The sequence below is a fragment of the Microbacterium bandirmense genome, from assembly GCF_037204185.1.
GTDB classification, from domain to species: domain Bacteria; phylum Actinomycetota; class Actinomycetes; order Actinomycetales; family Microbacteriaceae; genus Microbacterium; species Microbacterium bandirmense.
Genome location: NZ_JBBDGM010000003.1, coordinates 75,076 through 89,869, shown reverse-complemented (window position 1 = coordinate 89,869; position 14,794 = coordinate 75,076). Strand labels below are relative to the sequence as shown.

Genomic DNA, 14,794 nt, shown 5'->3' with positions numbered 1-14,794 from the left:
GACCAGAAACGGGCTGCTCAGCTCTCCAACAGACCCCGGATGTCGTCGGCGGTCAGCGCCTGCGCGAACAGCGCCTCATCGTCCATGACCGCGGTGAACAGGCGCGCCTTGCGCTGTTGCAGTGCGAGCACCTTCTCTTCGATGGTGCCTGCGGCGATGAGCCGGTATACGAACACGCGTTGGGTCTGGCCGATCCGGTGCGTGCGGTCGATCGCCTGCGCCTCGGCGGCCGGGTTCCACCACGGGTCGAGCAGAAAGACGTAGTCGGCCTCGGTGAGTGTGAGCCCGAATCCGCCGGCCTTCAGGCTGATCAGGAACACCGGCGCTTCTCCCCCACGGAACTCCTCGATCACCTCCTCGCGGCGGCGGGTCGAGCCGTCAAGGTAGGCGTACGGCACGCCCGCGGCGCGAAGCCGGTCAGCCGCCAGTTCGAGGAAGGACGTGAACTGGCTGAACACCAGCGCGCGGTGCCCCTCTGCCCGAAGTTCGGTGACGTGCTCGATCAGCACATCGAGTTTGCCGGAGGCGACGCTCGGGGCATCCGGATCGATGAGCCCCGGTGACAGGGCGAGCATGCGCAGCAGGGTGAGCGAGCGGAACACGATGAACCGGTTGCGGTCGAGGTCCTGCAGCAGGCCGAGCACCTTCTGCCGCTCGCGCTGCAGCACGGTGTCGTACGTCGCCCGGTGCGCGGGACTGAGCTCGACGAAGACCTCTTGCACCTGCTTCTCCGGCAAGTCGGCGGCGACGAGATCCTTGGTGCGACGCAGCATGAGCGGCCGGATCCGGCGCCGCAGGCGCTCGAGCCGCCGACGCCGGTAATCCGAGCCCTCCTCGTTCTCGGGCACCTTGCCCTGCTCGATCGGCTGCACGTACTCCTCGCGGAAGCGCCGCTTCGACGGGAACAGACCGGGTGCCGTGAGCGAGAAGAGGGCCCACAGATCGATGAGGCAGTTCTCAAGCGGAGTGCCGGTCACGGCGATCTTCACATGGGCGTCGAGCGCCGCGATCGCGCGATGCACCTTCGTTGCGGGGTTCTTCGCGAATTGCGCCTCGTCGATGATGACGCCCGCCCAGGCGACCTTGGCGTACTCCTCGACGTCCAGGCGAAGCAGCGTGTACGAGGTGACGACGATGTCGACATCGGCGGCGGCGTCGATGATGCCGTGGTCGCGGCGGGATGCTGTGCCCTCGACCACACCGACCCGCAGATCCGGGGTGAACCGGGACGCCTCACTGCGCCAGGTCGCCAGCACCGAGGTCGGTGCGACAACGAGGAACGGCCGGCGCTCACCGCTCTGCTGCGCGTGGGCGACCAGCGCCAGCAGCTGCAGGGTCTTGCCGAGCCCCATGTCATCGGCGAGGATGCCACCGAGACGGTGCTGCCAGAGAAAGGCCAGCCAGTTCAGGCCCTCCTGCTGGTAGGGCCGCAGCGTGGCGTTCAGGCTGGTCGGCACCGCGGTCTGCGGCACGTGCTCGACCCCGCGCAGCGCTTCAGCGGTCGCACGCCAGCTGACCGCCGGTTCCGCCTCGTCGGCGAGATCCTCGAAATCCTCCCAGAGCGCGGTCTGGTAGCGACTGATCCGCGGGCCGGTCTCCCACTCGGCAAGGCCGGCGGCTTCGTCGATCAGATCGCGCAGCTGCTGCAACGCGGGGTGTACGAGCGAGAAGTACGTGCCGTCGACGAGCAGCAGCTTCGTGCGGCGCATGCTGAGCGCGGTGAACAGCGGCGTGAACGGGATGGACCTGCCGTCGATCTTGACGATGATGCCCATGTCGAACCAGTCAGGATCGGTCGACTCCACCGTGGTGATCGAGATCTCGGGCGTGCCGGTCAGCTCTCGGTACCTGGTGCGGCGCCCGGTGGTCACCACACGCACGGCGCTCTCCTCGAACACCGGCAGCACCTGAGCGGACCATTCCGCTGCCGGGATCTGTTCGAGCACACCGTTCGCACGGAACTCCGCAGTGGTCGCCGACGCCCAGATGCGCTCGATCTCACGTGCCCGTTCGGCTTCGGCATCCGGATCGCGGAAGCGCTCCCCCGCGTCGGCGAACGGCACGACTCCGTGCCCGGCGTACTCCCACTCGAAGCGGTACTCGACACGGTGTCCGCTGCCGAACCGCACCCGCAGCACCGGTTCCGGCACTGCCAGGGTCGGCAGGGACACATCCGGTGCCTGCACGGCAGTCTGCCGCGCGAGCGCCGGGTACGCCTCGGTGAGGAACACCTCGCGTTCCGACCCGGGTACCGGGATGCCATCCGCGACGGTGATCGCCGAGCGCACCGCCGGCGGGAGCGGCACCTGTGCGAGCGTGACCTGGATCGCCGCCCCGACGACCTGCCAGCGGTACAGCCCGGTGCGCCCGATCGGTCTCAGGGATGCCGGTGCCGCCTGTTCCCCGTCGATCACGACATCGGCCGTGACCGTGAGTCCGCCCTCGTCGAGCGGGTCGATGCGCAGACCGGCCGTCGCCGTGCCGGCGAATCCGATTGTGGTGTGCTTCTGGGTGGGCACAATGGGGATGCCCAGTCGCTCGGCGTCGTGCAGGTGCGCCCACAGCAGTGTGGATTCGACCCGGTCGAGTGCGATCCAGTCGCCCGCAGTGCCGGAGAGCAGCGAGTCGCGGGCGATGCTGAGGAAGTCCGCGAACCAGCGGGTCTGCTCGGGAGCGAACGTGCCGGATGTGCGTCGCAGCGCCTCCCACGAGGCGTCGCCCTGGATCCATCTGTCGGTCGTCCGGCTGCGCATCAGCGGTCGCACGACGAGCATCACCTCGCCGTGCTCCCCGGACAGCTCGCGCGGTGACGCCGTCTGCAGCGCAGATGGGCCCCAGCGATCATAGGAGCGGTCGGGTCGGGTGCGCAGCTCGATGCCGAGCGCCAGCGGCTGCGTGCCCCGCGCGACGGGCGGGGTGAGGATCGACCGCCAGGGCGAGGGCTTCGGGGTGTTCGCGAAGACGCCGAACTGCTCCCACGGGGCGCGCGGAGGCGGAGATGCGAGCTCGGCGCCCAGCGCCGCCGGGCGCGGATCCGCCGGTGGCGCGTCGTCACTGTGAGCGCCGCTGAGCAGAGCGGCGACGACGTGCTTGCACGCGACCTGCACCGGACACGAGCAGCTCGTGTTCATGATCCGCTCACCGTCGAACCGCACCCGGCAGCGATACGGCGCGGCCTCGCTGCCGAAGACCTGCGCGGTAAGGGTCTCAGCGCGGGCATCCCATGTGGCGTCCAGGACCCGTCCGCGACGGGCGTAGTCGAGGCCGCGCTGGTAGGAGCCGTCGCCCGCCAGTCTGCGCAGCGTGCGGACATCGGGCTGGGGCGACCTCATGACAGTATCCTGTCCGCGGCCACCGACATGGGCGGATCAGCCCTCAGAGGGCACGTGCGATGCGGGCGAGCACGCCGTGCACGAACGCGCCGGAGTCCTCGGTCGAGAGCTCCTTCGCGAGTTCGACCGCCTCATCGATCGCGACGGCGGTGGGCACCTCGTCGTTGTAGACGATCTCCCACGTGCCGATGCGCAGCAGGGCGCGGTCGACCGCGGGCATCCGCTCGAGTTTCCAATCGCGACTGTGCGTCGTGATGTGCTCGTCGATCTCGTCGCGGTTGTCGATGATGCCGTCGACGATGTCGCGTGCGTACAGCCAGGAGGCCTCACGCGCGGGCTCGCTCGCGGCGCGCTGTGCGGCCGCGGCGAGCACGACGCCGAGCTCCTCGCCACGGATGTCGGAGGAGAACAGGATGTCGAGGGCGCGCTTGCGCGCCTTGGTGCGGGCGCTCAACTCAGTCGTTGACGCGGCCGAGGTAGTCGCCCGTGCGGGTGTCGACCTTGACCTTCGTGCCCTGCTCGAGGAACAGCGGCACCTGGATCTCGTAGCCGGTCTCGACGGTGGCGGGCTTGGTGCCGGCCGACGAGCGGTCGCCCTGCAGGCCGGGCTCGGTGTAGGTCACCTCGAGCACGACGGATGCCGGCAGCTCGATGTACAGCGGGTTGCCGTCGTGCAGGGCGATCTGCACCTGCTGGTTCTCGAGCATGTAGTTCTTCGCGTCGCCGACGATCGCCGCCGAGACGGTGAGCTGGTCGTAGTCCTCGACGTCCATGAACACGAAGCTGTCGCCGTCGGTGTACAGGTAGGTGAAGTCGCGGCGATCGACGTTCTCGATGTCGATCTTGGTGCCGGCGTTGTAGGTCTTGTCGACCGACTTGCCCGTGACGACGTTCTTCAGCTTGGTGCGGACGAAGGCGCCGCCCTTGCCGGGCTTGACGTGCTGGAACTCCACGACGCTCCAGAGCTGTCCGTCGATCTTGATGACGACGCCGTTCTTGATGTCTGCGGTGGATGCCATGCGTGAGGGTCCGTTCGTGTCGAAGTCTGGTGGCCGGCGCGGTTGCGCGCGAAGAGGGGCCGAGGAACGATTCTATCGGATGCCTCGGATGCCCGTTTCAGAGCAGATCGATCAGCCGACGCACGGCCGTCGCGTACCCCTCGACGCCCTGGCCGACCACGCGCACGGCGGCGACGTCATCCAGGTACGAGAAGTGCCGGAACTCCTCGCGGGCGTAGACGTCTGAGATATGCACCTCGGCGAACGGCAGGGCGACGCCGGTCAGGGCGTCGCGCAGTGCGACCGAGGTGTGCGTCAGGCCGCCGGGGTTGATGACGATGCCGGCACAGTCCACGCGAGCGGCGTGGATCGCGTCGATCAGCACACCCTCGTGGTTGCTCTGCACGGCGCGCACGTCGAAACCGAGTTCACGTGCCGTCTCGGTCGTCAGGCGCTCGACGTCAGCGAGCGTGGCGGTGCCGTACACCTCCGGCTCCCGCGTCCCGAGCAGGTTCAGGTTCGGGCCGTTCACGAGCAGCAGGCGGTGGTGTGCAGACACGCTTCGCACACTATCAGCGCGCCCGGATCGGGTCGGGACGTTCAGCCCTGCGTGACCTCGGCGAGCACGATCGCTCCGGATTCGTCGGCCCCGCAGAAGCGCCCGAACGACCCGAAGTACGAATCCTGCTTCGCGCCTGCGGGAAGATCCTCCAGGGTCACGAGAGCACCGGTTCCGCGAAGGGCTGCGCCGTCCGCGACCACCTGACCGTCGTCGAGGACGACCCGCGCACCCTCCGACCGGTCGAGCTCAGCCGAGTCGGGCCAGACGATCCATGCTCCGTCGCCGACAGCTCCCTCCCAGAGGAAGCAGCCGTTGTCCGCGACCGACAACGTGCCCGCCAGGTCTCCGGCCGAGGCGCCGGCCGAGGTGAACACCTCGGCGCGGTCCTCCGCCGACAGGTCTCCGAGGTCGAAACCCGCCTCATCGCTCATCGCCGTGCAGCCGGTCAGCGCGATGAAGCTCATGAGCAGCGCGGCAGTTCCGATTCCCGACCTCGACATGACCGGGCCTGTATCAGCCCGCCACCTCCTGGTAGGCGGCGAACATCAGCGACTCGTCGGGCGCCTGCACGGTCGTCGGCTTGGCGATGTCGTCGAGCAGGATGAACCGCAGCATGCCGCCGCGGGCTTTCTTGTCGCGCTGCATCGTGGCCAGCAGCTGCTGCCAGGCGCCCGCACGGTAGGTGGTGGGCAGTCCGACTGACTCCAGCACCTGCCGATGCCGGTCGGCACCGGCATCCGAGAGCCGTCCCGCCAAGCGCGACAGCTCGGCGGCGTACATCATGCCGATCGAGATCGCCGCGCCATGCCGCCACTGGTAGCGCTCCGCGTGCTCGATCGCGTGGCCGAGCGTGTGCCCGTAGTTGAGGATCTCGCGCAGACCCGCCTCGCGGAAGTCGCTGGACACGACCTTCGCCTTCATGTCGATCGCCAGTTCGATCGTGCGGCGGAACTCCGCAGTGGTCGTATCTATCGCACGCTGCGGGTCCGCCTCGACGATGTCGAGGATCTCAGGCGCCCAGATGAACCCGGCCTTGATGACCTCGGCGTAGCCGGCGGTGGCCTCGTTCGCGCTGAGACTGCCCAGTTCGTCGAGGTCGCCGATCACCGCACGCGGGGCCCAGAACGCGCCGACGAGGTTCTTGCCCTCGGCGGTGTTCACACCGGTCTTGCCGCCGACGGCCGCATCGACCAGCCCGAGCACCGTGGTGGGCACCTGCACCACCTGCACGCCGCGCAGCCAGGTGGCGGCGACGAATCCAGCGACGTCGGTGACCGAGCCGCCGCCGTAGCCGATCACGGCGTCGGTGCGGGTGAAGTCGGCCTGCCCCATCACCTGCCAGCAGAACGCGGCGACCTCGATGCGCTTCCCGGTCTCGGCATCCGGGATCTCGGCGAGCAGCACCTCGCGCTGGCCGTTCTCGGTGTCGGCGAGCAGTCGGTCGCGCAGTGCCGCCGCGCGCTTACCGAGGGTCGGCGGGTGCACCACGAGCACCTTCCGCACGGTCGGCGCCAGTGCGCCCGAGACGGCATCGAGGATGTCGCGCCCCACGGTGATGTCGTACGGCGTCTGCCCGGTCACGCTGATGGTGGTCGTGCTCATGGGTGGTCCTTCCTCCAGGAGGCGATCTCCTCGGCCATCGCCCTCATGGGGCGCCGCGAGGTGTCTACGGTCAGGTCGGCGAGCTCTTCGTACCAGCCCCGTCGCTGTTCGAAGATCGTGCGCCATCGGGCCACGGGATCATCGTCGCCGTTCAGCAGTGGTCGTGACGATCCGCCGATGCGCGCGGCGACAGCATCCGCGCTCACGGTGAGAAACACGACGGGATGCTGTGCGAGCAGCGTCCTGGTGCCGACATCCGTCACCGCACCCCCTCCCAGGGAGACGACACCGCCCTCGGTGACAGCCTGCGCGACCGCCTCGCGCTCGAGTGCGCGGAAGTGTCCCTCGCCGTGCTCGGCGAAGATCTGCGCGATCGGGCCGTGCGCGGCCACGATGCGCTTGTCGGTGTCGACGAACGGCACGTCGAGGATGCGGGCGACCTTGCGTCCGATGCTCGTCTTTCCCGAGGCCATCGGGCCGACCAGCACGAGGGTCAGTGGGCGGTCAGGAGAGCTCATCATGGGCGACCAGCGCCGCCTCGGATGCCGGCGTCGTGCGCAGCGTCTCAGGGATCGCCGCGAGGTACGACTCGAGGTTGCGACGCGTCTCACCGACGCTGTCGCCGCCGAACTTCTCGAGCAGCGAGTTGACCAGCTCGATCGCGACCATCGCCTCGGCGACCACGCCCGCGGCCGGCACGGCGCACACGTCCGAGCGCTGGTGGTGCGCGGATGCGCTCTCGCCGGATGCCACGTCGATCGTGCGCAGCGCCCGCGGAACGGTCGCGATGGGCTTCATCCCGGCGCGCACCCGCAGCACCGTGCCGGTGGTCATGCCACCCTCGGTGCCACCGGCGCGGTCGGATGCCCTGGCGATGCCGTCGGCGGTGGTGAACAGCTCGTCATGGGCCGCTGATCCGCGGCGACGCGTGGTCTCGAAGCCGTCGCCGACCTCGACGCCCTTGATGGCCTGGATGCTCATCAGCGCCTGAGCCAGGCGTCCGTCCAGCCGGCGGTCCCAGTGCACGTGCGAACCGACCCCCGGCGGGAGGCCGTAGGCGAGCACCTCGACGATGCCGCCGAGGGTGTCGCCGTCCTTCTTCGCCGCATCGACCTCAGCCACCATCAGCGCCGAGGTGGCCTCGTCGAAGCAGCGCAGCGGATCGGCGTCGAGGGCGTCGACGTCGTCGGGCGCGGGCAGCGGCGAGCCGTCGGGCACCTGCACCGGGCCGATCGACAGCGTGTGGCTGACCAGGCGGATGCCGAGCTCAGACAGGAACGCGCGGGCGAGGGCACCCAGCGCCACGCGCGCCGCGGTCTCACGCGCGCTGGCGCGCTCGAGGATCGGACGGGCCTCGTCGAAGTCGTACTTCTGCATGCCGACGAGATCGGCGTGACCGGGGCGCGGGCGGGTGAGCGCCGCTCCCCTGCCGCGCGAGCGGTCGGTGAGCTCGGTGGGCGCCGGGTTCATCACCTCGGTCCACTTCGGCCACTCGGTGTTGCCGATGCGCAGTGCGATCGGGCTGCCGAGCGTGCGACCGTGCACGACGCCGCTCGAGATCGTCAGCTCGTCCTGCTCGAACTTCATGCGCGACCCGCGCCCATAACCGAGCTTGCGGCGCTGGAGGTCGGCCTGGATCGCCTCGGCCGTGATGGTCACACCGGAGGGCAGGCCCTCCATGATGGCGATGAGTTCGGGGCCGTGCGATTCGCCGGCCGTGAGCACGCGGAGCATTGCTCTAGTCTTCCATGGCGCGCGACCGCATGGCCGCCACTATGACGCCCTCATACGGCAGCGGGCGCTCCTGCGAGCCGTCGCGGAAGATGCGGATCTGCCGCACCGCCTGATAGAGCAGCATCTCGAAGCCCGAGATGACCTGCTGCGCCGGCCAGCGGGCTGCCAGCGCCGAAGGCCACGGTGCGTACGCGGCTTCGAACAGCGTTCCGCCCACGGCCGCGATCGGCGTGACGACATCGTCGTCGAGCACCGTGCCGCTGGGGAGGGTGGCGATGGTGGCGTCGACGTCGGATGCCGGTGCTGTGAACGCATCCACGGTCAGGACGACGCCCAGGGCATCCGCGATTCCCCGCAGCCGCTCCGCGGCTTCAGGACGGCGTGCGCGCACGTCGATGCGGTCGGCGCCGAGCTCGTGGAGCGCGACCAGCGCGGATGCCGCGGTCGCGCCGGCCCCGAGGATGCGCGCCCTGCCGACCGTGCTGACCCCGGCGTGGGTGAACGCGTCGACGATGCCGCCGACATCGGTGTTGAATCCGCGCCTGGTGGACCCCAGCAGCAGCGTGTTGACCGCGCCCGTCAATGCGGCGTGGCGGTCGTGCTCGTCTGCGGTCGCGTGCGCGACCTCCTTCAGCGGCATGGTCAGCGACAGCCCGCGCCAGGTGGAGTCCAGCCCGTGCAGCGCCTCGGGGAACGCCGCCTCATCGACCCGGCGTCGCTCGTACTGCCAGTCGAGCCCGAGCAGCGCATAAGCGGTCGAGTGCAGAGCCGGTGAGCGGCTGTGCCCGATCGGATCGCCCCAGACGGCCAGCCGGGTGGGATCTGTCATTCCGCGCTCCTCCGGCTCAGTAGCAGCCGCTCTCGGGGTTGGCCTCGCACCACTTCGAGTACTCGGCCTCTGCCGCCTGCTGCTCGGCGTAGGTCTCCGAGAACACGGTCTTACCGGTGTCGAGGTTGACGGTCACGAAGTAGAACCACGGACCGTCGGCCGGGTTCTGCGCGGCCTTGATCGCGGCGTCACTCGGGTTCGCGATCGGCGAGGCGGGCAGCCCGGCATGCGCGTAGGTGTTCCAGGGGTTCTGGTCGCCCACGACCGACTCCCACGGCCACGACGACACCGGGCCCTCATGGCTGAGGCCGTACCCGTACTGCGCGGTGGAATCCATCTGCAGCAGGCCGCGTGTCTCGTCGTTGGCCGGGTCGAGCCGGTTCGCGATCACCCGCGAGACCTTGTCGAAGTCGGCGGTGTGGCCCTCGCGCTGGATGATGGATGCGATCGTCAGCACACGCTGCGCATCGGCGTCGGTGACACCGGCGGCAGCGAGGGATTCCCGGGTGCGGTCGACCATGGCTTTGACGACATCTTCGGCGGTGGCACCGGGATCGAAGGTGTACGCCGCGGGGAACAGCCATCCTTCAAGCGTCTCGGCCTGCACGCCGTACACCGTCGGGTCGGCGACCGCCGCCTGCAGTTCCTCGAGCGGGATGCCCACGCCGTCGACGATCTGCGGGAGCGTGGCGCGGACGGTGCCGCCCTCGGCGACGCGCACGGTGTTCTCCATGCGGTTCGCTGGGTCCTCCAGCGCCTCCAGCGCCGCGGCGGCCGTCATCTTCTGCTGCAGGGCGTACACCCCCGGGTAGAAGGTGACGGACTTGCCCTCGGCGATCAGATAGTCGTAGAAGACGCTGTCGGTCTTGGTCACCTTGGCGTCGTACAGCGACGTGGAGACCATCGCTCCGGTGTCGCCGGTCCTGATCGTCACGAGGGCTTCGCCCTCGGCCATGCCGGCCTCGTAGTCCTTCGGTTCACCCCACCCCATCGCATCGCTGATCTTGTCGCCGTACTGGCTCCAGACCCAGGCTCCGCCTGCTGCGATGCCGCCCAGAACGACGAGGACGATGATCAGACCGATCAAGCAGCCCGCGCCGCGCCGTTTTTTCGGAACGGCTCGATGCTGCTCCGGCGCGAACAGCTCGTTCAGCGAGCCGGGGTCGTCATCGGCCTTCGCATCGTCCGACGCGGGTCCGAGGTCGCCGAGACCGTCGGATCCGGTCGACGCGAGCGGGTCGACCGCGAGGTGCGCGGAGACCACGTTCTCGCCCTCGGCCGTGTCTTGATGCTGCCCGACCCGCACCGGTCGCTGTGCTGCGGCCCGCCCATCGGCGGTCGTCGGCCAGGATGCCTCCGAGTGGGCCACTGCGGAGGCGTACTCCGCGGGCAGGTCGTGTGCGGCGGGGAGGTCGAATTCAGCGGGTGCCTCGCGCTCCGTGCGGGGAGCGCCGGGCGTTGACGTCGGCATCTCCCGACCGACTGACTCCCGGGCCGCGGCCTCACGACGTGCGCGTCGCGATCCCGGCGCAGGGGCGGAACGCTCCGGCCGGGCGGGAAGCGACGACGACGCGGTGGGGAGGCTGCCGAACAGGTCGTTCGGAACGCCGTCGTTCCGTGCATCCGGGTCAGGCATCGTGCGAGGACTCCTCGGGGGGATCGATCAACGCACCGGCGGGGTGACCGGTGCTCTTCTCGGTGTCGACCGCGTGCTGCAGCAGAACCACCGCGGCGACCTGATCGACAATGTTACGAGACTTCTTCTGAGATCTGCCCGACGAGCGCAGTGCGGCGTGCGCGCTCACCGTGCTCAGCCGCTCATCGACCAGGCGCACGGCCCGGCCGGTGCGCGCGTTCAGCTCGGCGGCGAAGGCACGGGCATCCGTGGTCGACAGCGTCTCGTCGCCGCGCATGTTCACCGGCAGACCGACCACGAGCTCGATCGGATCCCATTCGGCGACGAGCTCGACGATGCGATCGATCGAGGTGTCCGAACGGGGAACGGTCTCGACAGGCACCGCCAGCATCCCGTCCGCGTCGCAGCGCGACACACCGACGCGGGCCCGGCCCACGTCGATACCCAGCCGCACTCCTCGGCGGAAGCCGCTCACGCGCCTCTCAGCTCCGCGACCACGCCGGCCAGCGCTGCGTCGAGTGCCGCTGGGTCGGTGCCGCCGCCCTGCGCGACGTCGTCCTTGCCGCCGCCACCACCGCCGAGCACGCCGGCGGCGATGCGCACGAGCGCGCCCGCCTTGGCACCGTTGCTGCGGGCGGCATCGTTCGTGGCGACGACGACGATCGGACGGCCCGAGACGATCCCGCCGAACGCGACGACGGCCGCATCAGTGCCGAGGCGCTCGCGCACGCTCAGCGCCAGCGTGCGCACATCGTCGGCCGATCCGACCTCTCCGAGCGACGCGGAGGCGACCCGGTAGCCACCCACGGTCTGTGCGGACTCCGCCAGCGCGGGCACGCGTCCCTCGCGCTCCTTCGCCTCGAAGCGCGCGATGCGCTTCTCGGCGGCCTTGAGGTTCGCCTGCAGCTCCTCGATGCGGGCGCCCAGCTGATCGCGCGGTGTCTTCAGCGCGGAGGTCAGCTGCGAGACGATCGTGCGCTCGGCGGCGAGCTCGCGGAAGGCATCCTGACCGACGAGCGCCTCGATGCGACGGTTCGCCGAGCCGATCGACGACTCCCCCACCAGACTGACCAGCCCGATCTCGGAGCTGCTCGACACGTGCGTTCCCGCGCACAGTTCGCGCGACCACGGACCGCCGATGTCGACCATCCGCACGACATCGCCGTACTTCTCGCCGAACAGCGCCATGGCTCCCGCCTCTTTGGCCTCGTCCAGTGAGACCACCCGGGTGGTCACCTCGAGCGCATCGTTCACCGCACGGCTGACGATGTCCTCGATCTCACTGCGGGTGTCGGACGACAGCGGCTGCGACCACGCGAAGTCGAAGCGCATGTAACCGGCGCGGTTGAGTGATCCGGCCTGCGTAGCCGTCTTGCCCAGGGTGTCGCGCAGAGCCGCGTGCACCAGGTGCGTCGCGGAGTGGGCCTGACGGGCCGCGCGGCGGTTCGCCGCGTCGACGACGGTCGTCGCGCGGTCGTCAACGGCCACCGAACCGGATGCGACGAGCACGGTGTGGCTGATGAGTCCGGGCACCGGACGCTGCACGTCGAGCACATCGAGCTCGAAGCCGGTGCCGATGATGGTGCCCTTGTCGGCGACCTGACCGCCGGATTCGGCGTACAGGGTGGTCTCAGCGAGCACGACCTCGGCGACCTGGCCCTCTGCGGCGCTCGTCACGGCATGCCCGTCGACGATGATGCCGAGCACCCGCGACTCGGTCTGCAGGTCTGTGTACCCGACGAAGCCCGTCTCACCCTGGGCGCGGAAGTCACGGTAGACCGACAGATCGGCCAGCTGGCTCTTGCGTCCGCGGGCATCCGCCTTGGCGCGCTCGCGCTGCTGCTGCATGAGCGTGTCGAAGGCACCTCGGTCGACCTGCAGGCCGGCCTCCTCGGCGACCTCGAGAGTCAGGTCGATCGGGAATCCGTAGGTGTCGTGCAGCAGGAAGGCCTCGGAGCCGCTGAGCGTCTCGCCGCCCGCCTTCTTGGTGTCGGCGAGGGCGAGATCGAGGATCGTGGAGCCCTGGGCGAGTGTGCGGCGGAACGTCTCCTCCTCCGCGAAGGCGGCACCCGACAGCGTCGCCCACTCGGTCCCGAGCACGGGATAGGCCGACTTCATGGCATCCCGCGACGCGGCGAACAGCTCGGGGAAGGCGGGTGCGTCGACGCCGAGCAGACGCATCGCGCGCACCGTGCGGCGCATCAGACGACGCAGGATGTACCCGCGCCCCTCGTTGGACGGCCGAACGCCGTCCGAGAGCAGCATCAGCGACGAGCGCACGTGATCGGCGATCACCCGGAACCGCACGTCATCCTCGTGCACGGCGCCGTAGCGTCGTCCGGAGAGCTCGACGGCGGTGTCGAGCACCGGACGCACCTGGTCGGTCTCGTACATGTTCTCGACGCCCTGCTTGAGGAAGGCGACGCGCTCGAGCCCCATGCCGGTGTCGATGTTCTTCTTCGGCAGCTCCCCGACGATGTCGAACTCGGTGCCGCTGCGCACGTTCTGGATGAAGTCCTGCATGAACACGAGGTTCCAGATCTCCATGAACCGCGAGTCGTCGACGGCGGGTCCGCCGTCCTTGCCATAGGCAGGACCGCGGTCGAAGAAGATCTCGGAGTCGGGGCCGCCGGGCCCGGGCTGGCCGGTGTGCCAGTAGTTGTCGGCACGACCGAGGCGCTGGATGCGCTCGGGCTTCAGTCCGATGACGTCGCGCCAGATCGCCTCAGCCTCGTCATCGGTCTCGAACACCGTGACCCAGAGGTCCTTCTCATCGAATCCGAGGCCGCCGTCGGACTCGGATGAGGTCAGCAGCTCCCAGGCGTAGCGGATCGCACCCTCTTTGAAGTAGTCGCCGAACGACCAGTTGCCGAGCATCTGGAAGAACGTGCCGTGTCGGGCGGTCTTGCCGACCTCTTCGATGTCATTCGTGCGGATGCACTTCTGCACGTCGGCGATGCGCGGGTGCGGTGCCGGAACGACGCCCGTGAGGTACGGGATCATCGGCACCATGCCGGCGACGGTGAACAGCAGCGTCGGATCGTCGCTCACCAGCGAGGCGGACGGGACGATGAGGTGGTCGTTCTTCTCGAAGAAGTCGAGATAGCGCTGCGCGATCTCCGCAGTTTTCATAGAGTTCGTTGCTGTCCTTGCGTGGGATGCCGCGTCATCACGCGGCCGAGCGGGGTGAGATCTGTCAGTCGTCGGCGGAATCCGACAGGCGCGCGTCCTGCTGACGGTACGCGTCGCCCAGAATGGTCGCGAACTGCGTCAGGCGCGCGTCGACCTCGCCGAAGATCTCCTGACCGCGGGGGTCCTTGTTCATGAAGTGCGCGGCGACGAACCCGCCGATCACGCCGATCAGGAACCACTGCAGATTCTTCATGTCGCCATCCTATGACGAGAGGCGCCGGGGAATCCCCGACGCCTCTCGTTCGCTGCCTGACGAAGCGTCAGCGAGCCGCGTAGTACTCGACGACGAGCTGCACTTCACAGGTCACGGGGACCTCGGCGCGCTTCGGACGACGAACCAGGCGGGCCTGCAGCTTGTCGAGCTCGACCTCGAGGTAGCCGGGAACGGGAGGCAGGACCTCGGCGTGACCGCCGGCGGCTGCGACCTGGAAGGGCTCGAGACCCTCGCTCTTGGCCTTGACGTGGATGAGCTGACCCGGCTTCACGCGGAAGGACGGGCGGTCGACGAGCTGACCGTCGACGAGGATGTGACGGTGCACGACCAGCTGACGAGCCTGTGCGGTGGTGCGGGCGAAGCCGGCACGCACGACGAGGGCGTCGAGACGCATCTCGAGCAGCTCGACCAGGTTCTCACCGGTCAGTCCGTCCTTGCGGCGGGCCTCGTTGAACGCGATGCGCAGCTGCTTCTCGCGGATGCCGTACTGCTCGCGCAGACGCTGCTTCTCACGCAGACGGACGGCGTAGTCGCTGTCGGCCTTGCGCTTGGTGCGGCCGTGCTCGCCGGGAGCGTAGGGACGCTTCTCGAGGTAGCGGGCGGCCTTCGGGGTGAGCGGGATTCCCAGCGCGCGGCTGAGACGGACCTTGCGGCGGTCCTGGGACTTCGTGACCACGAAGCATTCCTTCCGTGAC

The 14,794-nt window shown here is 69.1% G+C and carries 14 protein-coding genes; all 14 read right to left on the bottom strand.

Annotated elements, in window-relative coordinates; all coding sequences use genetic code 11:
• Positions 1–17 precede the first annotated feature (17 nt).
• The gene (locus tag WDU99_RS04200; RefSeq protein WP_337331191.1) at positions 18–3,332 is read right to left on the bottom strand and encodes a DEAD/DEAH box helicase; all 3,315 of its coding nucleotides are present in this window, start codon (positions 3,330–3,332) and stop codon (positions 18–20) included.
• Positions 3,333–3,375: 43 nt separating this feature from the next.
• The gene (gene nusB, locus WDU99_RS04195; RefSeq protein WP_337331190.1) at positions 3,376–3,786 is read right to left on the bottom strand and encodes a transcription antitermination factor NusB; all 411 of its coding nucleotides are present in this window, start codon (positions 3,784–3,786) and stop codon (positions 3,376–3,378) included.
• Position 3,787: 1 nt separating this feature from the next.
• Positions 3,788–4,351: an elongation factor P gene (gene efp / locus WDU99_RS04190; protein ID WP_337331189.1), complete on the bottom strand. Its 564-nt coding sequence runs from the start codon at positions 4,349–4,351 to the stop codon at positions 3,788–3,790.
• 97 nt (positions 4,352–4,448) lie between these two features.
• Positions 4,449–4,889: a type II 3-dehydroquinate dehydratase gene (gene aroQ / locus WDU99_RS04185; RefSeq protein ID WP_337331188.1), complete on the bottom strand. Its 441-nt coding sequence runs from the start codon at positions 4,887–4,889 to the stop codon at positions 4,449–4,451.
• Between the two features lie 41 nt (positions 4,890–4,930).
• Positions 4,931–5,392: a hypothetical protein gene (locus tag WDU99_RS04180; RefSeq protein ID WP_337331187.1), complete on the bottom strand. Its 462-nt coding sequence runs from the start codon at positions 5,390–5,392 to the stop codon at positions 4,931–4,933.
• 13 nt (positions 5,393–5,405) lie between these two features.
• Positions 5,406–6,494 carry a 3-dehydroquinate synthase gene (gene aroB / locus WDU99_RS04175; RefSeq protein ID WP_337331186.1) on the bottom strand — a complete coding sequence of 363 codons (1,089 nt, stop codon included), beginning with the start codon at positions 6,492–6,494 and terminating at the stop codon, positions 5,406–5,408.
• Positions 6,491–7,012, bottom strand: a complete 522-nt coding sequence (locus WDU99_RS04170; protein ID WP_337331185.1) for a shikimate kinase — start codon at positions 7,010–7,012, stop codon at positions 6,491–6,493. Before WDU99_RS04170 ends, aroB begins: the two co-directional genes overlap by 4 nt.
• On the bottom strand, positions 6,999–8,228 hold the full coding sequence (gene aroC, locus WDU99_RS04165) for a chorismate synthase (protein WP_337331184.1): 1,230 nt from the start codon (positions 8,226–8,228) through the stop codon (positions 6,999–7,001). The genes WDU99_RS04170 and aroC overlap by 14 nt, the downstream gene beginning before the upstream one ends.
• A 4-nt stretch (positions 8,229–8,232) precedes the next feature.
• Entirely contained in the window at positions 8,233–9,057 is an 825-nt protein-coding gene (locus tag WDU99_RS04160; protein ID WP_337331183.1) for a shikimate dehydrogenase family protein, read from the bottom strand.
• 16 nt (positions 9,058–9,073) lie between these two features.
• Complete coding sequence (gene mltG / locus WDU99_RS04155) at positions 9,074–10,528, bottom strand: endolytic transglycosylase MltG (RefSeq protein ID WP_337331182.1); 1,455 nt, start codon at positions 10,526–10,528, stop codon at positions 9,074–9,076.
• A 157-nt stretch (positions 10,529–10,685) separates the two neighbouring features.
• Positions 10,686–11,168: a Holliday junction resolvase RuvX gene (gene ruvX, locus WDU99_RS04150; RefSeq protein WP_337331181.1), complete on the bottom strand. Its 483-nt coding sequence runs from the start codon at positions 11,166–11,168 to the stop codon at positions 10,686–10,688.
• Positions 11,165–13,825 carry an alanine--tRNA ligase gene (alaS, locus tag WDU99_RS04145; protein ID WP_337331180.1) on the bottom strand — a complete coding sequence of 887 codons (2,661 nt, stop codon included), beginning with the start codon at positions 13,823–13,825 and terminating at the stop codon, positions 11,165–11,167. Before alaS ends, ruvX begins: the two co-directional genes overlap by 4 nt.
• A gap of 64 nt (positions 13,826–13,889) precedes the next feature.
• Entirely contained in the window at positions 13,890–14,078 is a 189-nt protein-coding gene (locus tag WDU99_RS04140) for a hypothetical protein (protein WP_337331179.1), read from the bottom strand.
• Positions 14,079–14,145: 67 nt separating this feature from the next.
• Positions 14,146–14,775 (bottom strand): 30S ribosomal protein S4, encoded by a 630-nt coding sequence (gene rpsD, locus WDU99_RS04135; RefSeq protein ID WP_337331178.1) that lies wholly within the window; start codon positions 14,773–14,775, stop codon positions 14,146–14,148.
• Positions 14,776–14,794: the final 19 nt, after the last annotated feature.

What these genes read in the sequence shown, in the direction of transcription:
- WDU99_RS04200 (WP_337331191.1), bottom strand. Translation starts at nt 3,332, where the DNA reads ATGAGGTCGCCCCAGCCCGATGTCCGCACGCTGCGCAGACTGGCGGGC.
- efp (WP_337331189.1), bottom strand. Translation starts at nt 4,351, where the DNA reads ATGGCATCCACCGCAGACATCAAGAACGGCGTCGTCATCAAGATCGAC.
- WDU99_RS04180 (WP_337331187.1), bottom strand. Translation starts at nt 5,392, where the DNA reads ATGTCGAGGTCGGGAATCGGAACTGCCGCGCTGCTCATGAGCTTCATC.
- aroB (WP_337331186.1), bottom strand. Translation starts at nt 6,494, where the DNA reads ATGAGCACGACCACCATCAGCGTGACCGGGCAGACGCCGTACGACATC.
- WDU99_RS04170 (WP_337331185.1), bottom strand. Translation starts at nt 7,012, where the DNA reads ATGAGCTCTCCTGACCGCCCACTGACCCTCGTGCTGGTCGGCCCGATG.
- aroC (WP_337331184.1), bottom strand. Translation starts at nt 8,228, where the DNA reads ATGCTCCGCGTGCTCACGGCCGGCGAATCGCACGGCCCCGAACTCATC.
- WDU99_RS04160 (WP_337331183.1), bottom strand. Translation starts at nt 9,057, where the DNA reads ATGACAGATCCCACCCGGCTGGCCGTCTGGGGCGATCCGATCGGGCAC.
- mltG (WP_337331182.1), bottom strand. Translation starts at nt 10,528, where the DNA reads ATGCCGACGTCAACGCCCGGCGCTCCCCGCACGGAGCGCGAGGCACCC.
- alaS (WP_337331180.1), bottom strand. Translation starts at nt 13,825, where the DNA reads ATGAAAACTGCGGAGATCGCGCAGCGCTATCTCGACTTCTTCGAGAAG.
- WDU99_RS04140 (WP_337331179.1), bottom strand. Translation starts at nt 14,078, where the DNA reads ATGAAGAATCTGCAGTGGTTCCTGATCGGCGTGATCGGCGGGTTCGTC.